Origin of the sequence: Leucothrix pacifica, from assembly GCF_003172875.1 — a bacterium.
GTDB classification, from domain to species: domain Bacteria; phylum Pseudomonadota; class Gammaproteobacteria; order Thiotrichales; family Thiotrichaceae; genus Leucothrix; species Leucothrix pacifica.
Window position 1 is genome coordinate 104,559 of the sequence record NZ_QGKM01000003.1, and the last position, 20,914, is coordinate 125,472.

Annotated in this window: 20 protein-coding genes; 8 read left to right on the top strand and 12 right to left on the bottom strand. The window is 45.6% G+C overall.

Annotated elements, in window-relative coordinates; genetic code table 11:
* Window positions 1-6 precede the first annotated feature (6 nt).
* Window positions 7-3,123, bottom strand: coding sequence for an efflux RND transporter permease subunit (locus DKW60_RS01495; RefSeq protein WP_109835891.1), 3,117 nt, complete (start codon window positions 3,121-3,123; stop codon window positions 7-9).
* Window positions 3,120-4,517, bottom strand: a complete 1,398-nt coding sequence (locus tag DKW60_RS01500; protein WP_109835892.1) for an efflux RND transporter periplasmic adaptor subunit — start codon at window positions 4,515-4,517, stop codon at window positions 3,120-3,122. The genes DKW60_RS01495 and DKW60_RS01500 overlap by 4 nt, the downstream gene beginning before the upstream one ends.
* 224 nt (window positions 4,518-4,741) lie before the next feature.
* Between DKW60_RS01500 and DKW60_RS01505 the strand changes: the two genes are divergently transcribed.
* Together DKW60_RS01505 and DKW60_RS01510 are read left to right on the top strand one after the other, a co-directional pair.
* Entirely contained in the window at window positions 4,742-5,506 is a 765-nt protein-coding gene (locus DKW60_RS01505) for an undecaprenyl-diphosphate phosphatase (RefSeq protein ID WP_109835893.1), read from the top strand.
* 100 nt (window positions 5,507-5,606) lie between these two features.
* On the top strand, window positions 5,607-5,939 hold the full coding sequence (locus tag DKW60_RS01510; protein ID WP_109835894.1) for a hypothetical protein: 333 nt from the start codon (window positions 5,607-5,609) through the stop codon (window positions 5,937-5,939).
* A gap of 175 nt (window positions 5,940-6,114) precedes the next feature.
* Here the strand turns inward: DKW60_RS01510 and DKW60_RS01515 are convergent, their stop codons facing one another.
* Together DKW60_RS01515 and mltB are read right to left on the bottom strand one after the other, a co-directional pair.
* Window positions 6,115-7,707 (bottom strand): ABC-F family ATPase, encoded by a 1,593-nt coding sequence (locus tag DKW60_RS01515; protein WP_109835920.1) that lies wholly within the window; start codon window positions 7,705-7,707, stop codon window positions 6,115-6,117.
* Window positions 7,708-7,814: 107 nt separating this feature from the next.
* Window positions 7,815-9,539 (bottom strand): lytic murein transglycosylase B, encoded by a 1,725-nt coding sequence (gene mltB / locus DKW60_RS01520; protein WP_109835895.1) that lies wholly within the window; start codon window positions 9,537-9,539, stop codon window positions 7,815-7,817.
* Window positions 9,540-9,912: 373 nt separating this feature from the next.
* Between mltB and mazG the strand changes: the two genes are divergently transcribed.
* Complete coding sequence (gene mazG / locus DKW60_RS01525) at window positions 9,913-10,728, top strand: nucleoside triphosphate pyrophosphohydrolase (protein ID WP_109835896.1); 816 nt, start codon at window positions 9,913-9,915, stop codon at window positions 10,726-10,728.
* Here mazG and DKW60_RS01530 read toward each other — a convergent pair.
* Genes DKW60_RS01530 through arsC form a run of 3 tightly spaced genes read right to left on the bottom strand, consistent with a single transcriptional unit; the run spans window position 10,720 to window position 12,058 of the window.
* Window positions 10,720-11,106, bottom strand: a complete 387-nt coding sequence (locus DKW60_RS01530; protein WP_109835897.1) for a DUF2069 domain-containing protein — start codon at window positions 11,104-11,106, stop codon at window positions 10,720-10,722. The genes mazG and DKW60_RS01530 overlap by 9 nt on opposite strands.
* The gene (gene wrbA, locus DKW60_RS01535) at window positions 11,103-11,696 is read right to left on the bottom strand and encodes an NAD(P)H:quinone oxidoreductase (protein WP_109835898.1); all 594 of its coding nucleotides are present in this window, start codon (window positions 11,694-11,696) and stop codon (window positions 11,103-11,105) included. The genes DKW60_RS01530 and wrbA overlap by 4 nt, the downstream gene beginning before the upstream one ends.
* 8 nt (window positions 11,697-11,704) lie before the next feature.
* Window positions 11,705-12,058 (bottom strand): arsenate reductase (glutaredoxin), encoded by a 354-nt coding sequence (arsC, locus tag DKW60_RS01540; protein WP_109835899.1) that lies wholly within the window; start codon window positions 12,056-12,058, stop codon window positions 11,705-11,707.
* Between the two features lie 72 nt (window positions 12,059-12,130).
* On the opposite strand from arsC, the gene DKW60_RS01545 reads away from it, so the two are divergent.
* Window positions 12,131-12,661, top strand: a complete 531-nt coding sequence (locus DKW60_RS01545) for a peroxiredoxin family protein (protein WP_109835900.1) — start codon at window positions 12,131-12,133, stop codon at window positions 12,659-12,661.
* A gap of 67 nt (window positions 12,662-12,728) precedes the next feature.
* Here the strand turns inward: DKW60_RS01545 and DKW60_RS01550 are convergent, their stop codons facing one another.
* Genes DKW60_RS01550 through surE form a run of 4 tightly spaced genes read right to left on the bottom strand, consistent with a single transcriptional unit; the run spans window position 12,729 to window position 15,934 of the window.
* Entirely contained in the window at window positions 12,729-13,919 is a 1,191-nt protein-coding gene (locus DKW60_RS01550) for a LysM peptidoglycan-binding domain-containing protein (protein WP_109835901.1), read from the bottom strand.
* Between the two features lie 3 nt (window positions 13,920-13,922).
* Window positions 13,923-14,501, bottom strand: coding sequence for a YqaA family protein (locus DKW60_RS01555; RefSeq protein WP_109835902.1), 579 nt, complete (start codon window positions 14,499-14,501; stop codon window positions 13,923-13,925).
* Between the two features lie 14 nt (window positions 14,502-14,515).
* Entirely contained in the window at window positions 14,516-15,154 is a 639-nt protein-coding gene (locus tag DKW60_RS01560; RefSeq protein WP_109835921.1) for a protein-L-isoaspartate(D-aspartate) O-methyltransferase, read from the bottom strand.
* Between the two features lie 30 nt (window positions 15,155-15,184).
* On the bottom strand, window positions 15,185-15,934 hold the full coding sequence (gene surE / locus DKW60_RS01565) for a 5'/3'-nucleotidase SurE (RefSeq protein WP_109835903.1): 750 nt from the start codon (window positions 15,932-15,934) through the stop codon (window positions 15,185-15,187).
* Window positions 15,935-15,999: 65 nt separating this feature from the next.
* Here surE and DKW60_RS01570 point away from each other — a divergent pair, with 65 nt between their 5' ends.
* Complete coding sequence (locus tag DKW60_RS01570) at window positions 16,000-16,545, top strand: Smr/MutS family protein (RefSeq protein ID WP_181389546.1); 546 nt, start codon at window positions 16,000-16,002, stop codon at window positions 16,543-16,545.
* 29 nt (window positions 16,546-16,574) lie between these two features.
* Here DKW60_RS01570 and DKW60_RS01575 read toward each other — a convergent pair whose 3' ends face one another.
* Entirely contained in the window at window positions 16,575-17,198 is a 624-nt protein-coding gene (locus tag DKW60_RS01575; RefSeq protein ID WP_181389547.1) for a DoxX family protein, read from the bottom strand.
* Window positions 17,199-17,486: 288 nt separating this feature from the next.
* On the opposite strand from DKW60_RS01575, the gene DKW60_RS01580 reads away from it, so the two are divergent.
* The 3 genes from DKW60_RS01580 to DKW60_RS01590 all read left to right on the top strand — a co-directional run bounded on the left by DKW60_RS01580 (window position 17,487) and on the right by DKW60_RS01590 (window position 20,914).
* Window positions 17,487-18,488: an amino acid ABC transporter substrate-binding protein gene (locus tag DKW60_RS01580; RefSeq protein WP_109835906.1), complete on the top strand. Its 1,002-nt coding sequence runs from the start codon at window positions 17,487-17,489 to the stop codon at window positions 18,486-18,488.
* A 124-nt stretch (window positions 18,489-18,612) separates the two neighbouring features.
* Window positions 18,613-19,800, top strand: coding sequence for an amino acid ABC transporter permease (locus DKW60_RS01585; protein WP_109835907.1), 1,188 nt, complete (start codon window positions 18,613-18,615; stop codon window positions 19,798-19,800).
* A 10-nt stretch (window positions 19,801-19,810) separates the two neighbouring features.
* A complete protein-coding gene (locus DKW60_RS01590) occupies window positions 19,811-20,914 on the top strand; it encodes an amino acid ABC transporter permease (RefSeq protein ID WP_109835908.1) in 1,104 nt (367 codons plus the stop codon).

Genomic DNA, 20,914 nt, shown 5'->3' on the forward strand with positions numbered 1-20,914 from the left:
CAAGCATCAGGCTGTCATCAGTGACGCATCTGGTTCTGTTTCGCTAATCTCGACAAAGCCAATGTCTTCCATAATGCCGTACAGCGCAGGCAACACTAGCAAAACTAATAGGGTTGCTGACATCATGCCAAACACCACACTGGTCACTAACGGAACCAGTATCTGCGCCTGAAGACTGGTTTCGAACAGCAATGGCATCATACCTGCAACAGTGGTCACTGATGTCATAAACACCGCCCGAAAACGGTCATGCACCGCCTGAGTAGCCGCCTCATGCAATGACATCCCCTCAGCGCTTCGATATTTTACAAACTCCACCAGCAAAATAGAGTCATTGACGACGATACCAGCCAGTGACACGAAACCAATCATACTGGGCATTGTGAAGTCCTGCCCCATCAGGATATGCCCCCAAATAACACCAATCAGCGCCAGCGGAATATTAATCATCACCAACAAGGGTTCACGGTAATTTTTAAACTGCAGGCTCAGGAGCAAATAAACGCCCAATAGTGCCAGCACGAAACCAACCAGAATCGAACTATTCGTCTCATTACCACTAGCCACCTCGCCCTCGATACTCAGTGTAATACCCGGAAAGCGTGTCTTAAACTCCGGTAAAAAACGCGCTTGCAGATCCGCCATCACTTCTGAAGTATTCGCCACAACCGAATCAATATCCCCATAAACATTGATCACACGATTACGGTTGATGTGCCCTATTCGGGCGTATTCACGTCTCTCTTCTATATGTACAAGGCTAACTAACGGAATCGCATCGCCTTTACTGGTGATAATCATGAAGTTATCAAAGTCAGCCAAAGCAGTTGGCTTATGGTTATCCATTTTTACCTGAATCTCATACGCCTCTCGCCCCTGAAAGATATCATCTACTTTGACGCCTTCGTACGCTGCTCTGAGTTGCGATGCCACATCCTGAGCCGAAATACCCGCGCCTAACGCGCCAGGCTTCAGTGTGAAGGTAAATTGAGGTTTACCGGGACGCAGGTTATCCGTCAGGTTATATACGCCCTCATAGCCTGATAGCCAGTTTTGTAAGGCCCAGGATGCCTCGGACATCATATCCAAATCTTCCCCAATCAGGCGGATATCAATCGCACGCCCAGCCGGTCCGGTGCTTGGCTCTTTAAACTGCAGATTAATCGCGATAGGTACTTCTCCGGTATTTTCTCGCCAGCGCGGGATAAATTCCCGTAGGGTCGTATTTCGAAACTCTGTCTCCAGAAAATCCACACTAAGCGTCGCAATATGAGTACCGCTTTCCGATGAGTCAGCATTACTGTTGTAGGTGACCTTAATGTTTTTAACCAGACTTTGACCATTGTCTTGTGGAAATTCGCTTTGTGTTTTTTCCAGACTGGTCATCAACTGCTGAACCACTGATTCTGTCTTTGCTAACGGTGTGCCTTGGGCCAATAAGATTCGTGCTTCAAGAATATTGCCTTCCAGATCAGGAAAGGCTTTAAACTTCAACGTCCCTGTGATCATCATGCCAATGGAGATAATCAACATACCGATGGCAATACCGACGGTTCCGTAGCGAAAACGTATTGCCAGAGCACCCAACTTAGTCGCGCCATTACGCAATTTTAAGAAACCAGCTTCAAACCACACTCGCCAACGCATCGGCTCTTTTTCATGTGCATGTTCCAACGCATGTTTAAGATGATGTGGCAATACTAAGAAGGCTTCGAGCAAACTAACCGTCAGTACCGACAACAACACGACGGGGAGCACACCGAGTACCTGACCAATATCCCCTTTCATCATCAGCAAGCTTCCGAACAACAAAGCCGACGTCAGGAAGGAGGAGAAAACACCCCGGATCACTCGCTCCGTACCCACGATCACAGCCTCCAGCGGATCGTGAGATTTTTTGTACTCATGCGCGATGCTTTCAGACAATACAATTGCATCATCCATCAAAATACCGATGGCCATCAGCAGTGCGACCATCGAAATCATATTGATGCTCACACCCATCCAGCTCATCATGGCCAGACCACCCAAGAACGAAACCGGCAAGCCCAAGGCAATCCACAAGGTATAACGCCATGTGAAAAACAGAAACAACACTAAACTGGCCAGAATCAAACCCTGCCAGGCATTTTTACTCAGAAGCTGTAAACGGTCGCTAACAATAGTGGCACGGTCATTACTCAGAATTATCTTGGTCGATTCAGGCAGTATTTCATTTTCATCATCGACAAATGCTTTGACACTGGCGAACACTTTCAGCGTGTCATCAATACGATTTTTACTCACTTGTAAAATAGCAGCACGTTCACCATTGAACTCGATCCGCTCTTCTTCCAAATCAAACCGGTCTTCAATTCGTGCGATATCACCTAACCTGATTTCCCCCCCTAAGTCCGTATTTAATATCACCAGATCAGCCAGTTCTTCGACCGTCTTTCTCGCATTAGAAAAACGTATTTGATAGGCTTTATCGACGCTTTCAATGGTTCCCGCTGGCAGATCAACAGCCTGAGTCTGAATAAGGTTGGCGATACTTTGAATGCTCAGGCGGTATTTCAGCATCGTCTCTGAATCAACCAATACATTCAGCTGGTGGGTAGAAAACCCCATCACATCCACGATGGGGATATCAGGAATCGATAACAGACGTTTTCGGTAATGCTCTGCTAATGCCTTTAGCTCTGAAGCTGTCAGCCCCTCAGACGTAATTGCGACATCCACAACAGGGTCAGTACGCCCTACTTTCACCACCGTCGGATCTTCTACTTCATCAGGAAAATCACTAATCGCATCAACCGCAGCAATGATATCATCTTCAAACTGCTTAACATCGCCGCCTTCCTGCATGGTCAGAGTCAATACACCTAGGTTGTCACGCGCTTCACAGCTTTGCTCATCCACAAAACTGATCCCATCGGTTGCATCTTCCAAACGAGTACATATTGCTTCTTCAACATCGGCAGTGCTCGCTCCGGGATAGGCCGCCGTGACGTTAAAACTATTCAACTCTAGTGCAGGAAAGGTCTCTTTATTAAGGCCCGGCAAGGTCGCTAATCCAACCGCAATAATGGCGATCATCAGTATATTTGCCGCAGTTGGGTGCGAGGCGAAGTAGCGGATCATGGCTTATCCTCACCCAAAGCTTGAGCACGCAAGCTAGCCACTTCATCAGGTACTTCAATTGCTTTAATCGGCACACCCGATATCACCGGAACCAAATCACTAATCACTATGCGATCACCACTGGACAGGCCCGACTCCACAATAACCAAGGTGCCCTGTGTGGCAGCAATTGTCACTGGCTTGATCTCTAGTTTATTATCGTCATCAACCAGATAAACACGCCCTTCGTGAACCGCCTTTCGGGGTATCACTATGCGGCGCTGTGGGCTTGCCAAAAACTCCACGGCAACATACAGGCCCTTTAGAAGTGGCGGCCGTTTGCCGGGTACCACGCCTTTGTAGGGGTCATCAACCTGAACCGTAAATGCAACCGTATCGGTCGTTGAGTCCACAGACTCTCCTACACGCACCAGCTTTGCCGGCCATGAAGTGGTCACTTCACCAGCGACTAAATGCACCGTCGCTTCAAGCTTGATATTGTTAATGGCGTTACGCATTTCAGTAGATACGGGAAACTCATCAATCTGATTCACTGTGCCACTGAGTAACTGTCCGGCATGCTTGATAGAAAGCTGCGCCTGAATCTCAACGGCTTTTGTTCCAAGTGCTTCAAATAGCTGTGATCCTGCTGTAACAAATGCACCCTCCTCAGCCAACACCTCGCCTATTCGCGCATCAAACGGTAAAGATACTGAAGTGCGTGATAGTGTGTCCGTGCTTTCTGCAACCGTACTCTGAGATTGAGATATCTGAGCATTAATTGCTGCTCGCCGACTTTGAAACGTATCAAGATTTCCCTGAATATCCTGAACGGTTGATTGTAACTGTAGGACTTTTTGTTGCTCGGCGTCTAACGTGGAGCGTGCAATTAATCGCTTGTCCCATAAGGTTCTGACTCGGTTATATTCTTGTTGCCCCAGTGACAAATTACGCTTTGCGATCTCAAGAGAGTTTCGGGTACTGCGCTCCTCTGCATCCAGCTGGGTTAATGATGACCGGGTGTTCGCCAGTCCAGCTTTACTCTGCCCAAGCGATAGCTCATAGGTGGTTGGCTCAATACGAACCACAATCGTACCTTTGGCGATACTGCCGCCACGCTTTAAATCCGGATGCACATAGGTAACTTTACCACCGACTTCAGCCTTATATTTCAGGTTAACCGATGGCTCAACACTGCCATAGCCAATCGCTTGCGCCCGAAATGGAATGGGCTCAACAGTGAGGACATGCGCCAATTTTTCTGGAAAGCTTCTGACCTCGTGCTGGAGTGGCTCTTTGCTCTCCATCATCCCTCGTACAATGAAAACGGCACCAATAATGGCAATCGGAAGTAGTAGAACTTTCGGAAACAGTTTTTTCTTGGACTTGGTCGGCTTTTTAGTATCGGTGTTCATATATTCTTAGCTTTAATTGGTTAGCACTTTAAAATTCCACCCGAGTATTCGGCAGCACGGTAGCAAATCGGAGCTTAGCATTAACCACACAATTTGTGGTTAATGGATAATGTAAAAAATGTAACGAATCGATATGCTATACAGCAGTTCCCAATGAATAAATAAACCTGTACTCTATCGGCGATTCCTAAAAACAACCAAAATACACTACTTCTGACAATAATATGGACAATATTCAAGCCCTAATACTCGGAGCTATCGAAGGCCTCACCGAGTTCTTACCGATTTCATCTACCGGACATCTCATCGTTGCAAGTGAGTGGTTGGGCCTCGAACAAAACGTTGCTAATGCTGCGTTTGAAGTCATTATTCAACTCGCCGCTATCATGGCCGTTGTCGCTAATTACAGAGAAAAATTCACATTCAAATATTTTGATCTGTGGGTCAAAGTAGCCATAGCATTCGTACCCATTGGCGCGATTGGCTTTATGTTTAGTGACCAGATAAAAACCTTATTCACCGTCAAAACAGTAGCAATCATGTTTATCGTTGGCGGAATCATTTTTTTGGTGGTGGAGTACTTTCAAAAGGGACGTGTTGCAGGAACGACTTCGGTCGATGACGTGACCTATAAACAAGCTGCATGGATAGGGTTCGCCCAAATCTTTGCACTCATACCAGGCACTAGCCGGGCTGGATCAACAATCATTGGGGCAATGTTGGTCGGCTTGAGCAGAAAGGCAAGCGCTGAGTTCTCATTCTTACTTGCGATGCCTGTCATGGTCGCTGCCAGTGGCTATGATTTTTTGAAACACTACAAAGAGTTTACAGATGCCAACTTGGTTGCACTCGGCGTAGGTTTTGTAACGGCTTTTGTGGTTGCTTACCTAGCGATGAAACTATTCATTCGCTTCCTGGAACATTTTACCTTTGTAGCATTTGGTATTTACCGCATTCTATTCGGTATTTTACTGCTACTACTGATCTAAATCATAAATAAGAGACAGCAATAATTAATAATAAAGTTATTCAGCTTACACTCAGTATCAAATAGTTATAAGAACGGGCAAATATGAATGCGGGGGCTTCATGATGAATGTAAACAAATGGCTAATAGTAGCGAGTCTGATGCTAATGGCAGATTCTGCTATGGCTGTCGATAAATCTAAACTTTATGGGCAGTGGAAAGGTATATCGGGCTCATCGATTAAGATACATTTTAAGAAAGACATGAGATATGTGTATCAATACAAGATGCTAACTTTTTCTGGGAAATGGTCTGTCAGCAACAATGACATCACACTTAACTACAAAGTGTTGGGAAGTCAGCGAAAAAAGAGAGCGAGTTTTTCACTCAATAGAGGTTTTTTAACACTGCGTTCAAATGAACACGCTAACGTGGTACTTAAAAAAGTGAATTAGCATCATTAATGTAATTTTTACACTGGAAGCGCTAAAAACTGCTTTTGGTTATCTTACATGAAAAAAAGGGCGGATATTGTTATCCGCCCTTTTGCTATCGATTATCCCGTCCTGAAAAAATCTACACATTGGTGACTCATTTTAGAACGGGACAGGTGGCTCTTAATTCAGAGGCTTACACGATACTTTGACTTTCAAGATACTCGTCGTAAGTACCCGAGAAGAAGTTAATCCCTGTCGGCGTTAACTCGATGATCCGTGTAGCCAACGAGGAAACAAACTCACGGTCATGACTGACAAAAATGAGTGTGCCTTCGTAATGATCTAACGCAAGGTTAAGTGATTCGATAGATTCCATATCCAAGTGATTGGTAGGCTCATCCATCAAAAGAATATTTGGTTTTTGCAGCATCAAACGACCAAAGATCATTCTTCCCTGCTCGCCACCCGATATAACTTTTACAGACTTTTCACTATCTGCTTTGGAGAACAACAGACGCCCAAGCACGCTTCGTACTTCTTGCTCATCATCTTCTTCGCCACGCCATTGATCCATCCAGTTAAACAGCGATTCTCCACCCTCAAAATCATCTGCATGATCCTGAGCGCAGTATCCAATATTAGCATTCTCAGACCATTTAACCTTACCAGCATCCGGAGTCAGGTTGCCTTGTAAACAGCGCAGCAGTGTCGTCTTACCAATACCGTTAGGACCGATAATCGCGATACGCTCTCCCACCTCAACCATCATACTGACTTTTTCAAACAAGGTTTCACTGTCAAACCCTTTGCTAAGGTCTTCAACTTCAAGCGCCAGGCGGTAAAGCTTCTTTTCTTGCTCGAAACGAATGTATGGATTCACACGGCTGGAAAGCTTGATATTATCCAGCTGTATTTTGTCAATCTGCTTGGCGCGTGAAGTGGCCTGACGTGCCTTCGATGCATTCGCCGAGAAGCGACTAACAAAGGCCTGCAATTCGGCAATCTTAGCCTTCTTCTTAGCGTTATCCGCCATCATGCGCTCGCGCGCCTGAGTTGCAGCAGTCATGTACTCATCGTAGTTACCCGGGAATAAACGCAGCTCACCGTAATCTAAGTCAGCCATGTGAGTACAAACACTATTCAGGAAGTGACGATCATGCGAGATGATAATCATCGTACTCTTACGCTCGTTCAGAATTTTTTCCAACCAGCGAATCGTGTTGATATCCAGATTGTTGGTAGGCTCATCCAGTAACAAGATATCCGGATCTGAAAACAGAGCCTGAGCCAATAACACCCGCAATTTCCAACCCGGTGCAACCGCACTCATTGGGCCGTAATGTTGCTCTACCGGTATATCCAGACCCAGCAGTAGTTCACCAGCACGAGATTCAGCGGTGTAGCCATCCATCTCACCGAATGCAATTTCAAGATCAGCAACTTTAATGCCTTCCTCTTCACTCATTTCCGGTAAAGAGTAAATACGGTCACGTTCCGCTTTGATCTCCCAAAGCTCTTCATGCCCCATAATAACTGTATCGATTACGCTAAATTCTTCGTATGCGAACTGATCCTGACGTAGCTTACCTAAACGCTCATCAACGTCTTTTGATACGTTTCCTGAAGTTGGAACCAGATCCCCACCCAGTATTTTCATTAGGGTAGATTTTCCACTACCGTTGGCACCAATCAAACCGTAGCGGTTTCCGTCGCCAAATTTGGTGGATATATTTTCAAAAAGAGGCTTGGCCCCAAACTGCATCGTAATATTGGCTAAAGAGATCAAAGTACTGTCCGTCGCATGAAAGTTTTGCAGAATGTAATCCTTTAAACAAAAAACCTCAAGCAAAGGCCTGAGGTTTCTTGGAATACCTGCGGTTTATCGGTGATTTATCACAATAAGTGACTGGCGGCCTGCATAATCAGGTTTTGATCAGCAGATGCCTCAATTACTCTTGGCAATGCTTTACGGCCTGGTTTCACCTTACTGCGAATAGCCTGAGCCAACTCATGTACTGCCATCGCATAGAAACTACTGTGGTTGTACCGCGTGATGGTGTAGAAGTTATTCCCACCGATCCAATAATCATAACCGTTGTTAGTCTTCAACTTCAACATGTGCACATTTCCGGACACTCCGGGGTAGGCAGGCGCAAGTCCCTTACGTGAAAGTGTTGACAAAGAATACTTATGCTTGAAGCCCCAGTTTAGACTAGAGTAACCACTACCACCCGTACGCTTCGCTGGAATCGCTGCGATTTCACCTGGCTTCCAACCATGCTTGTTTAAGTAGTTTGCGATACTTCCAATGGCATCGTGTGGTGTCCACAGATTAACTGCGCCGTCACCATCATAATCAACACCGTACTTTTTGATATTACTCGGCATGAACTGAGGCAGACCTAAAGCACCCGCATAAGACGCCTTTGGCTGGGTCGGGTTCAGGCCAGTTCTGCGAGTCATTAGCAAGTAAGCCTCAAGCTCACTCTCAAAATAGCTACCACGACGGGAATTCATAAAGGCCATCGTCGACAAGGCATCGAGGGCACGGTCCGTACCGACATTTCCACCATAAATAGTCTCAACACCCATGATACCCAGAATGTATTCTGAAGGTACCCCGTACTGTGATGCTGCCCGCTCCAGTGTACGGCTGTACTTTTTGTAGAAAGCAGTACCCGCATTAATATGCTTCGATGTGAGGAAACGACTGCGATAGCGAGACCAGCTTGGCGTCAAACCACGCTTAGAAGGTTTTGGGTTAGCATCGGCATACGCCATTTTCTTCAGCCATGCAGTTGCCTTGGCCTGACTCATCACACCCGTGACATAGTTTCTGTCAAAACCATGGCGTGACACCATTTTATTGATGAATGCTTGCGCCAGACGATTGCCTGCAAAATCACCTGTCAGACGGCTCTGATTATACTGAACTGGTGCAGCTCTACGCTGAGGAGCGGATTGAACTCGTCGTTGAGGTTTAGGAGCAGGACGATAGCTGGCCTGTTGCACTCTGGCACGTGTTTGTGCCTGCTTAGGGGCAACATATACCGAACGGCTATCCACGCGTGGAACCGTTGCCGGACGAATTTGAGGTGCTGGTGAACGATAAACCGGCGCTTTCTTAGCAACTACTGTCTTAGGCGCAGCCGGACGATGTAACACCGCTGGACGATTGATTACCGGCCTCGGCTTAACAACTTGCCTCACTGGCGGCTTAACAATGGGAGCACGATGAACGGCTACTACAATTGGTTTCGCAGGAACATAAGGCTTAGGCGCAGCAGGTCTTTTCACAACCTTTGGTTTAGCTGGTGGTGTGTATCTTTTAGTCGCCGGTGCTTGTGCCACAACCTTAGGCTTAGCTGGTGGTGTGTACTTTTTCACTGCTGGCGCTTTAGCAACAACAACCTTTTTGACTGGTGCTTTTGGCGCAGTGCTTACTGCAGCAACTGGCTTGGCGGCCTTTGCTGCAACAGCAACCACTTTTTTTGGAGAGGTTTTAGCGACTTCAGACGCAGTATTTGGCTTAACTTCCGATGTATTACTACATGCCGCTAGCAGTACAGCTGCAGACGCCAGGCAAGCCATTTTTAAATGTTTGCTTTTCGAATTCATGAGTTCCGACCTAAATGTTTAAACTATTATTTTTTTGATATTCACTGACGGCAATGGGAATCATCCTTGTCAAAGCACCCGCCATGAAGACGTCACCATACTGTAATTAAATTAATTTAACCAGTTAAAGCTAGCTGCTTTATTGTCAGTTTTAATACAAACTCGTTTATCAGCCTATCAGCCAAATACTGTCAATAAACTGAATATTGATCGACAAAACTCCGAAAGCAACAATTACTCCGACTACCTCCAACAAAAGAACAGCAGAAGTAAGGTCTCCTCCGATCGAACCAGAACTATTCTTGTTCGGGGTTATTAATATCCGCCGATATTTTCTATACTCCCACCACACTCCTCATGCATTACTTATATTATGACCAAAACACACAACTCAGATGCAATGCAAAAGCTACTGGAAATCATGCAACAACTAAGAGCACCAGACACGGGTTGTCCATGGGATCAGCAACAAACCTGGAGTAGCTTGTTTCCATTCACACTCGAAGAAGTTCATGAAGTCGGCGCTGCTATCGATAATAATGACCCGGCTGAGCTTTGTGATGAATTAGGCGACTTGCTATTTCAAATTGTGTTTTATTGTGAAATCGCCAAGGAACAGGGGCATTTTGAGTTTGATACCGTGGCCGAAACAATCAGTAACAAAATGATAAGGCGTCACCCCCACGTATTTACAGATAAAAAATATAATTCTGAGGCTGAGCAAAAAGCAGACTGGGAAACCATCAAACAACAGGAACGTGAACAGAAGCGACCCGGCAGTGATGATAATTATTTCGCAGATATTCTCCAAAGCCAGCCTGCGTTGATGCGCTCAGTGAAACTCAAAAAACGCGCCGCTAGGTTTGGGTTTGATTGGCATGAATGGCAACAGGTCGTGGAAAAAGTCCGCGAAGAGCTCAACGAAGTTGTTGACTGCGTCAGCTTAAACGAGGGTGAGGAGCGAATCGAAGAAGAAGTAGGCGACCTACTACTGAGCGTGGCGAACCTTGCACATCAACTCAAGGTGCCGCCTGAAAATGCATTACGCAAAGCAAATAACAAATTCGAGCGTCGCGTTAACAGACTCAGGCAGATACTAGAAATTGATGGTGAGTCCTCTAATTACAGTGATGAAGCACTCGATATCGCCTGGCAAACAGTTAAATCTGAGGAAAAGGAATTACTCTGACTCTGCCCTTGCCTCAGCATCCAATCGCGCCTGAGCTATTTTGTCGTGGCATTTCGCATAAAAGTAACCACCCAGATACATCCCAAAACTGAGTACCACTATCGCAATACCATAGCTGCGCTCTGATGGTTCTACGATATGCCAGACACCTGCCATGAAGTAGAAAAATGCCACTACCATTAGTGACACATGAGTGCTGCGCTTGCCACTCAAAGTACCACGAAGAAAAAATAGTAACGGGATACAAAATATCGCTAATTCAAATGAAACAGGCACTCCCTGAGTCGGTGCCAACCAGCCGTTCCATACAATAATCAACGTCAGTAAACCAAGCATCGATACCACACTGAGCGCGTAGGCTCTTTTAATACTACTCATGACGCCAACTTTACGCTTAGTTCAGCAATACGTTTGCCGAGATCGATACAGACTTTATGTTCATCATCACTGATGGGGTGATCATTATCTACTCCTGCAACATGAGAGGCACCATATGGTGTACCACCAGTATTAGTCGTCATCAACTCAGAGGTAGTGTATGGGACACCGCTAATCACCATACCATGATGCAACAATGGAACCAGCATCGATAACAAAGTTGCCTCTTGTCCTCCGTGCATGCTGGATGTCGATGTAAATGCAGCAGCAGGCTTGCCAGAGAGACTTCCGGATAACCATTGCGCTGATGTCTGCTCCAGAAAGTATTTTAAAGGTGCCGCCATAACCCCAAAGCGCGTAGGAGAACCAATGATCAAACCATCAGCACTTGCCAATTCTTCCGTCGTCACGTAAGGAGAACCCTCATCAGGGACTGTCGGCTCAACCGCCTCACACACAGTTGATATCTCAGGAACAGTGCGCAACACGGCCTCAACACCATCCACTTGTTCAACCCCACGGGCAATGCGCTTTGCAAGTGCCTGAGTGGCGCCGTGGCGGCTATAATATAAAACTAAAATTTGCTTCATGGTGTTCCTTAGAGAATAGTCAATACTGACTCTGGTGGGCGACCTATTGCCGCTTTACCGTTTTTTATCACGATAGGACGCTCGATAAGCTTCGGGTGTGCAAGCATTGCGTCAATGAGCTGATCATCCGTTAACGACTCATCAGCCAGATTATTCTCTTTGTAGTGCGCCTCACCTTTGCGCATCAACTCACGTGGAGAAAGGTTTAGCATCTTAAGTACAGCCACTAACGTATCTTTGTCAGGCGGTGTATTCAGATATTGAACCACATCCAACTCCTCGCCCTTTTCCTCTAATAGCGCAAGGGTAGCGCGGGATTTTGAACAACGAGGGTTGTGATATATGATCGCTTTTTTACTCATAACAATACCTGCGAATGAAGACCAATTAACGACTGGTTAATTTATCACGTTACGCACACAGGGTGACACTATATGCTTTATTTAAGATTCATTTTCTTGTCAATTCTCCTCATTGGAACGGCCAAAGCCGAACCAGTCAAGGATTTCACGTTTCAGGATATGAGTGGCAAGACACATAGCTTGTCTGACTATCGTGGAAAATGGGTAGTCGCAAATTACTGGGCTATTTTTTGCCCGCCCTGTCGAGTTGAAATTCCTGACCTGATTCGCTCAGTCGAAGACAACCCGGATAACCTGGTGGTATTGGGCATGGATGCAGGTATGGACAGTAACGAAACACTGCAAAAATTCATCGATGAGCAGAAAATTAATTACCCTATTATTCCCACTCAAGACTCAACCATGTATGCCTTTGGTGAAGTGGTAGGTATCCCAACGACATTCATCATCTCACCTGAAGGTGAGCTCGTCGATAAACATGTCGGTCTGCTAACTTATGATAACCTTAAAGTATACATGAACCCGGACGAGTCCAAGAAAAACGACCCTCAACCTGATCCTGAAGAAAAAGGATTCTGGGGACGCTTATTTGACTGGAGTTAACACCAGCAACAAAAAAGCCGCTATCCCTCATTAAAAAGGATAGCGGCTCAGCCTCAATGATTCGCGATTATTTCAAACGCAGAATCTGTCCTGGCTGGATCGTGTAAGCCGGAGCCGCCAGGTTGTTAATGCTGATGATTTCTTTCCAGTAAACACCTGTCTGGCGCATTACTTCAAAGACTGTATCACCTTTCTTAACCGTATAAGTATTACCATTGCTAGCAGGCGCTGCTGCCGTAGTCGCATAAGAAGTCGTTCCTGTACCTGCACCACCTACGTATGTCTTAGGCTGGTATGTACTGTAAGTCTGACTTGGCTGCTGATAGCTACCTGTGTACAAGCTCTTGTTTGATGGGGCTGCAGCTGTTGCCGCTACTCCACCTGTGTAATCAACATACTGAGTACTTGTTTTTGGCGCAGGAGCCGGAGCGACATATGGCTTTGGAGCAACGTATGGCTTAGGCGCAACATACGGCTTTGGTGCGACATAAGGCTTAGTTACAACAATTGGCTTAGGTGGTACATAAGCCGGTGTTGCCTTAGCGGCAGCCTGACGACGGTTGTACTGATCAATATACCATTGACGGGTGCGTCCGTTGCTGGCAACAGCCTGTGTCTGAGTTGCTTTCGCGGCAGCAGCAGCTTTTGCAGCGGCAGCAGCCTTAGCAGCAGCTTGTTGACGGTTGTACTGATCTACATACCATTGCTTGGTGCGGCCATTGCTAGCTGTTGCATTAGCCGCAGCGTTCTTTTGAGCTTGCTGACGGTTGTACTGGTCGATGTACCACTGTTGTGTACGACCATTAGCGGTTGTAGCAGCCTTATTTTGTTGCTGCTGTTGGCGATTGTATTGATCAATGTACCACTGCTGTGTGCGGCCGTTTGGCGCTGTTGCCTGGTTTTGTTTTTGCTGCTGCTGGCGGTTGTACTGGTCAATATACCACTGTTGTGTACGACCGTTTGCCGCTGTTGCAGTCTGGTTACCCTGCTGCTGTCGGTTCCACTGATCGATATACCATTGCTGAGTTCGACCACCCGTTGTTTGTTGCGCATTTTGCACAGGCTGCGTCGTCATTTGGTTCTGAGTATCAACACCAGACTGAGTCGCTTGCTGTGAAGCTTGTTGTGTGGCATAACCACCAGACCCTGTAACAGACGTCTGTGGGTCAGTATTGCCACGAGTTCCGTAAGAAGAGCACCCCGTTGCGATCATTGAAACCAATGAGCTTGCAACTAATAATTTATATTTTCTATCCATGATTCATACCTGAGTAAAGATAATTATCGTCATTAACAATGCAACCACTAACCAACCTAACCATTCTATATATTTTAAAATAGTTGGCTCCAATCTGGGGCCTGCTTTGGCGACCGAGCCCGCAACTATAAAAAAGCGAAGCCCGCGACCAATTGCCGAAGCAATCACAAACGGTAAAAAGGCCATTGATAACAGGCCAGCGGTTATTGTAAATAATTTATAAGGTATGGGTGAAAAGCCAGCGACTAAAACCGCCCAGACTCCCCAAGTATCGAATAGGCTTTTTGCCTGTTCAAACTTAGCAGCATACCCCCCTGTTGTAAGAATGGATTCGAGCCATTCGAATGCCCAACCCCCAATGAAATACCCAAGTATCCCACCCAGAACTGACGCAATTGTTGTCAATAGAGCAAACCTGAACCAATGGTTTGGACGAGCCAAGCTCATCGGCATTAACATGACATCTGGTGGTATCGGAAAGAAAGAGGATTCTGCAAAACTCAGACCTCCAAGATAGTATTCCGCATGTCGATGCTTAGCTAACTCAATCACTTTCTTATATATATTAGAAAACAGCTTCATTTTAAAGGATTTTTTTAATTTATTTTCTCTAATAATGGCACGAAAACCACGGCCTCTTTGCTCTCAACTGTAAAGCTATCTTCAGACAAACGGTGTATCAACTGCAGTTCTTGTTGTCCATCATCCCCACCTACCGGAATGACCAACCTTCCACCAATTGCCAGCTGCTGTTTTAAAGCCTCCGGTACTGATTCAGGTGCTGCGGTCACCATGATGGCATCATAAGGGGCTGAATCCTCCCATCCCCAACTTCCATCAGCCAAGTGTGTCCGAACATTACGGTAGCCAAGCTGGTAAAGTAGCTCTCTGGCGTTTCGATAAAGTGGAGTGATTCGTTCTACGGTATGTAGCTCGCGTACCAAGCCCCCCAAAATCGCCGCCTGATAGCCCGAACCAGTGCCGACTTCTAATACTTTCTCTGGGACAAAGTCGCTTAATAATAGTTCAGTCATTTTTGCAACAATATAAGGTTGCGAAATGGTTTGTGCATGACCTATTGGTAACGACGTATTTTCATATGAGCGCGATGCTAATGCCTGATCCATAAACAAGTGACGAGGCACATAGCGCATAACCCGCAATACTTCTTCATTTTGAATCCCCATTTCACGTAGCAGAGCAATCAGACGATCCCGCGTTCTTTGCGACGTCATTCCTATTCCCTTGATATCCAACTCACCCACTTATAGCTCCTGCAACCAATGCTCTGTCGACGCCATCGCCTGATACTGTGTTAAATCAATATGTAACGGTGTGATGGACACAAAGCCTTTATCAATTGCGTGAAAATCTGTTCCCTCACCTGCGTCGAGTTGCTCACCTACTGGCCCAACCCAGTAAATATCACGCCCCCGGGGGTCTTGTGCTCTAATGACGGGCTCTGCATGGTGCCTTTTTCCCAGACGAGTGACCTTGAAGCCCTTTATTTCTGACCATGGAAGGTTTGGCACGTTAATATTTAATATCGTATTAGCGCCAATCTTTAAGCTGGAAAGCTTACCTAATATTTGTCTGACCGCTTCTACTGCGCTCTCGTAGTACATATCACCCCGAGTACCACAACATGATACAGCAAGTGCTGGCAGACCAAGATTACGACCTTCAGTAGCAGCTGCTACGGTTCCCGAATAAATCACATCATCGCCCAAATTCGGGCCAGCATTGATACCTGCTATCACTAAATCGGGGGGATTATCGTAAATTCCTGTTAATGCAAGATGAACACAGTCAGTCGGAGTGCCATCAACACTATAGATTTGCTCACCATGCTCAGACAATCTCAATGGCATGGTGAGCGTCAGTGAATTACTTGCACCACTGCGGTCTCTGTTTGGCGCAACAGTGAGGACTTCTGCAGACTCCGACAATCCGGCTTTTAATGCCAATAAACCGGGCGCAAAATAACCATCATCATTGCTAAGTAAAATTTTCATTTGTATTATTATCTCCAGACTTCATGTCTGAATAACTTCATCGAATGTTGAGCATTGTTCCGCCCATGACACACAAAAAACCTGACAATGCCAGCGAGGAGAACCTATTCCTCAAAGCGGTATCAGACGTAAATCGCCTTACGAAATCAAATCAGGTTGAATTGCGTCCAGCACCCGCTGCGCCAAAATTACGACCAGTTGAAGCCGATGAGACTGACTCAGCGCCCGACATGTTATCAGATTCTGGTGAAATCGAGAAAGTTATGGCAGACACGGTGTTAAGTTACTGTCAAACAGGTATCCAGAACCGTTTATTCAGACGATTGAGACAAGGAAAACTGGAAATAACGGAAGAGCTTGATCTACACGGTCTGAACCTGAAGCAAGCTAAACAAGTATTGTTAGACTTTATTCAGTTAGCCTACCCTGTGGAAGGGTGCTGTGTACGTATCATACACGGTAAAAACAACCGATCACGCTCTGGTGAAATTGCTGTGATGAAGCAGTATGTGAATCATTGGTTGATTCAGCATCCCAGAGTACTAGCGTTTCATTCTGCACAACTCAGAGATGGTGGGACAGGCTCGCTCTACGCCATCTTAAAACGCTGAGCGAACCCTCTTCAATTTTAACTTAACGTCTATGGATTTGTGGCATTTACAGCGAAAGGATCATTTTTGAGCGTCGCCTTCGCATCGCTAAGGCGCTTAATTCTGCGACGAAGCTTGTTGTACATTAACCAGTCAATACTAAAGTAGCGCCCTGCTCCCATGAAGAACAACGTGAGGAACATAATAAAGTAAATCAGTGTTTGAGTGATTCCACTGGTTGCTGGGTTACTATAGCCATGGCTAGCAAGTACGCCTTCAGCTAAGGACGTGACATCTTGACCGAATAACGCAAAGACCAAGGTGCCGGCAACAAGTATTAATAATGGAATAGAAATCCAACGAACCGCAAAGCCGATCAGTAGGAAAATCGCTCCCACTATTTCAATCCCGGGAATGATCCATGCGACAAGTTCCGGAAATGGCACGGGAATAGGATATGCTTTTACTGCTTCTACTGTTGCGGCATAAGCGTTCATATCAACCCAAGTCAGCGGGTTTAGAAAATCCGTATCAGCCCCTGAAAACAAACCAATCTTCTTGACACCTGATACCCACAACATCGGGGCAAGAAACAGTCTAAGTAGCAGTGGTGGCAAAAAATCAAATCCCCGTAGCCAGCCAAAACTAAAGAAACCGAGTAAAAACTTGGTCATCAGAAAACTCTCCATTTTTTTGATTGCTCCTATTGGACTGTTTTAATGCGTATTATGCAAGTGATTTTAGTTGCACAGAGTCTCAGGCTAACTTTTTAAGACCCTGATAATACGTTGATAGCCAAAATACTTAGTATTTGCCATTCTGATAAACTTTTTTTATCAAATCAAAAAAAGACTGACAATTTCTACGCAATTTTATGTATTATCCTGAACAGTGGCTTGGGTCGGTAAAGGCTTTAACCCTCTCAAGCACCAATACAAATCAATATAAAACGAGGATTTAGCATGAGAAAAAGTGTCTTTTTGGGGCTCGCTGCAGCTGTAATGTTTGGTACTTCTGCATCAGCAGACACGTTAGAAACAGTTATTAAAAATGATCACGTAAAATGTGGTGTTAGTACTGGTCTGGCCGGTTTCTCTGCCGCTGATGAGAAAGGCGACTGGCAAGGTATTGATGTTGATGTATGTCGTGCAGTAGCTGCTGCTACTTTAGGCGATGCTTCTAAAGTTAAGTACACACCACTAACGGCTAAAGAGCGTTTCACGGCACTTCAGTCTGGTGAGATCGATATCCTTTCTCGTAACACTACCTGGACTCTGACTCGTGATGCTTCTCTTGGTCTGAACTTCGCAGGTGTTAACTACTATGACGGTCAAGGCTTCATGGTTAGCGACAAGTTAGGTGTTAAAAGCGCACTTGAGCTAGACGGTGCTGCAGTATGTATTCAAGCAGGTACAACGACTGAGTTGAACTTAGCTGACTACTTCAAAGCTAACAACATGGAATACAAAGCGGTTACTTACGATACGTCTGATCAGACTATCAAAGGTTTTGAAGCGGGTCGTTGTGACATGCTGACTTCAGACCAGTCTCAGTTATACTCTCTACGTATCAAGCTGGCTAAGCCTGATGAAGCAGTTGTTCTTCCTGAAGTTATCTCTAAAGAGCCACTAGGCCCTGTTGTTCGTCAAGGTGATGACAAGTGGTTCAACATCGTTAAGTGGTCATTATTTGCAATGGTTAACGCTGAAGAAATGGGCGTGACTAAAGCCAATGCTAAAGAAATGAAAGACAGTAAAGATCCTGCTATCCAGCGTTTGATGGGTGGACAAGGTGAGAAACTGGGTCTGAGCGATGATTGGTCATACAACATCGTAAGTCAGGTTGGTAACTATGGCGAGAGCTTTGAAGCTAACGTTGGTTCAGGTTCACCTCTGAAAATTGGTCGTGGTCTTAATGCTCTATGGAGCAAAGGCGGCCTTCAATATGCTCCACCAATTCGTTAATTGGTAACTCTCTGAGCTTGTTAATCAACAGGCTCTTATAGACCTGCAAGGCTGCCGTGTGTCACACCCGACCCGGCAGCCTTCGCTTTTTCCGTTGTTATCCTTTACTTAGGGCGCCTATTCTATGAGTACGCAACAAAAAGGTCTCACCCCGGGAAAACCACCGATCTGGAACGATCCTCACTACCGTGCATTATTTTTTCAGGTATTGCTAATTATCGGGCTTGGTGTTTTTCTGGTTTATATTGTCAACAATACGCTCGCGAATATGGAAGCGAGGGGTATTTCTACCGGTTTTGCTTTCTTAAATGAACGTTCTGGTTTTGACATATTACAATCGCTTGTTCCCTTTTCAGCGGATTCCACTTACGGTAAGACATTTATTGTCGGGCTGCTGAATACACTCCTGATCACCGCACTGGGGATCATTCTTGCTACTATTCTGGGCTTTATCATTGGTGTAGCGAGGCTATCTAAAAACTGGTTAATCGCAAAATTAGCAACGATATTCATAGAAACATTCCGGAATATTCCGTTGCTGATACAGATCTTCTTCTGGTACTTCGTGGTACTTCGGGCGATGCCGTCTGCACGAGATAGTTTATCGATTGCAGATAGCTTCTTCCTGAATGTTCGGGGTATGTACATTCCATCCCCTGTTACAGGTGATGGATTTATCTTTACTACAATCGCCTTTGTAATCGGCATAATCGCCGCTTTTATTATGCGTCGATGGGCAAGAAACAGGCAGTTCGCTACGGGTGAACAATTCCCTGTTTTCTGGACAGCACTTGGTCTTATTTTTGGTTTGCCATTATTAGTATTTGTACTCACTGGCAGTCCTCTAACCTGGGATCTTCCGGTACTGGAGCGTTTCAACTTTGCTGGCGGAACACGCATCATTCCAGAACTATTGGCACTATTGATCGCACTGAGTATTTATACCGCGGCGTTTATCGCAGAAATTGTTCGTTCAGGGATACTTGCGGTTAGCCATGGTCAGACTGAAGCGGCTTTGTCTGTTGGTCTAACACCAAACCAGAACTTACGTCTTGTTGTCATTCCACAGGCAATGCGCGTGATTATCCCACCAATGACTAGTCAGTACCTCAACCTTGCTAAAAACTCATCTTTGGCAACGGCGATTGGTTATCCGGATATCGTAAGCGTGTTTATGGGTACGACGCTGAATCAAACAGGGCAAGCTGTGGAAATCATTGCGATGACAATGGCTGTTTATCTCACGCTGAGTCTTACGATTTCAGTCTTTATGAACTGGTACAACGCTAAAATGGCGTTGGTTGAGCGATAGGAGTTTACCCATGTACGTAACAGATAAAATTCTACCCGCACAACCTGCTCCGAGTGACACTAAAGGGCCTGTAGTTTGGTTAAAGGAAAACTTGTTTTCCAGCCCACTGAACATTCTGATGACCTTATTCGCGGTCTATCTCATTTATCTTCTGGTTCCCCCTGCTATTCAATGGGCATTTATAGATGCTGACTGGTTTGCAGCCACCAGAGATGGCTGTAGCCGTGAAGGTGCTTGTTGGGCTTATATTGCTAACCGCTTTGGTCAAACCATTTATGGTTTCTACCCTGAAGCTGAGCAATGGCGCGTTAACACCGCATTTTTGATGCTGATTGTTTTATGTATCCCGCTCTTCATAAATAGCTTTCCTAAGAAAATGTGGCTGGGTGGTTTCATCCTGATCATTTTCCCATTTATTGCCTTCTTCCTAATCCATGGTGGATCATTTGGATTAGTTGAAGTAAGCACGGATAAATGGGGCGGGCTCATGCTGACGCTGATTATTTCCATCATCGGTATCACCTTAGCACTTCCATTAGGAATCATACTGGCACTCGGACGTCGTTCACACATGCCGATTGTGAAATCGGTATCCGTTCTGTTCATCGAGTTCTGGCGTGGTGTACCACTAATCACCGTGTTATTCATGTCATCCGTAATGCTGCCACTGTTTATGCCTGAAGGGTCGGACTTTGACAAACTAGCGCGTGCCATGATCGGTATCATTCTGTTCCAGTCAGCTTATGTGGCTGAGGTGGTTCGTGGTGGCTTACAGGCGATTCCTAAAGGCCAATACGAAGCAGCAGTTGCGATGGGCCTGACTTACTGGAAGAGCATGTTTTTGGTTATTCTTCCACAGGCACTGAAACTGGTTATTCCGGGCTTAGTAAACACCTTTATCGCACTGTTCAAAGACACAACACTGGTACTCATTATCGGTCTGTTTGATCTTCTTGGTGTGGTTCAAAATGTGTTGGGTGCAGACTCTAAGTGGCTTGGTTTTGAAACCGAGGGCTATGTCTATGCTGCATTCGTGTTCTGGCTATTCTGTTTTGGAATGTCACGTTATTCAATGGCGCTGGAGCGTAAACTCCATACTGGCCATAAACGCTAA

What these genes read in the sequence shown, in the direction of transcription:
- DKW60_RS01495 (WP_109835891.1), bottom strand. Translation starts at nt 3,123, where the DNA reads ATGATCCGCTACTTCGCCTCGCACCCAACTGCGGCAAATATACTGATG.
- DKW60_RS01500 (WP_109835892.1), bottom strand. Translation starts at nt 4,517, where the DNA reads ATGAACACCGATACTAAAAAGCCGACCAAGTCCAAGAAAAAACTGTTT.
- DKW60_RS01505 (WP_109835893.1), top strand. Translation starts at nt 4,742, where the DNA reads ATGGACAATATTCAAGCCCTAATACTCGGAGCTATCGAAGGCCTCACC.
- DKW60_RS01510 (WP_109835894.1), top strand. Translation starts at nt 5,607, where the DNA reads ATGATGAATGTAAACAAATGGCTAATAGTAGCGAGTCTGATGCTAATG.
- mltB (WP_109835895.1), bottom strand. Translation starts at nt 9,539, where the DNA reads ATGAATTCGAAAAGCAAACATTTAAAAATGGCTTGCCTGGCGTCTGCA.
- mazG (WP_109835896.1), top strand. Translation starts at nt 9,913, where the DNA reads ATGACCAAAACACACAACTCAGATGCAATGCAAAAGCTACTGGAAATC.
- DKW60_RS01530 (WP_109835897.1), bottom strand. Translation starts at nt 11,106, where the DNA reads ATGAGTAGTATTAAAAGAGCCTACGCGCTCAGTGTGGTATCGATGCTT.
- wrbA (WP_109835898.1), bottom strand. Translation starts at nt 11,696, where the DNA reads ATGAAGCAAATTTTAGTTTTATATTATAGCCGCCACGGCGCCACTCAG.
- arsC (WP_109835899.1), bottom strand. Translation starts at nt 12,058, where the DNA reads ATGAGTAAAAAAGCGATCATATATCACAACCCTCGTTGTTCAAAATCC.
- DKW60_RS01545 (WP_109835900.1), top strand. Translation starts at nt 12,131, where the DNA reads ATGCTTTATTTAAGATTCATTTTCTTGTCAATTCTCCTCATTGGAACG.
- DKW60_RS01550 (WP_109835901.1), bottom strand. Translation starts at nt 13,919, where the DNA reads ATGGATAGAAAATATAAATTATTAGTTGCAAGCTCATTGGTTTCAATG.
- DKW60_RS01555 (WP_109835902.1), bottom strand. Translation starts at nt 14,501, where the DNA reads ATGAAGCTGTTTTCTAATATATATAAGAAAGTGATTGAGTTAGCTAAG.
- DKW60_RS01560 (WP_109835921.1), bottom strand. Translation starts at nt 15,154, where the DNA reads ATGACGTCGCAAAGAACGCGGGATCGTCTGATTGCTCTGCTACGTGAA.
- surE (WP_109835903.1), bottom strand. Translation starts at nt 15,934, where the DNA reads ATGAAAATTTTACTTAGCAATGATGATGGTTATTTTGCGCCCGGTTTA.
- DKW60_RS01570 (WP_181389546.1), top strand. Translation starts at nt 16,000, where the DNA reads ATGACACACAAAAAACCTGACAATGCCAGCGAGGAGAACCTATTCCTC.
- DKW60_RS01575 (WP_181389547.1), bottom strand. Translation starts at nt 17,198, where the DNA reads ATGACCAAGTTTTTACTCGGTTTCTTTAGTTTTGGCTGGCTACGGGGA.
- DKW60_RS01580 (WP_109835906.1), top strand. Translation starts at nt 17,487, where the DNA reads ATGAGAAAAAGTGTCTTTTTGGGGCTCGCTGCAGCTGTAATGTTTGGT.
- DKW60_RS01585 (WP_109835907.1), top strand. Translation starts at nt 18,613, where the DNA reads ATGAGTACGCAACAAAAAGGTCTCACCCCGGGAAAACCACCGATCTGG.
- DKW60_RS01590 (WP_109835908.1), top strand. Translation starts at nt 19,811, where the DNA reads ATGTACGTAACAGATAAAATTCTACCCGCACAACCTGCTCCGAGTGAC.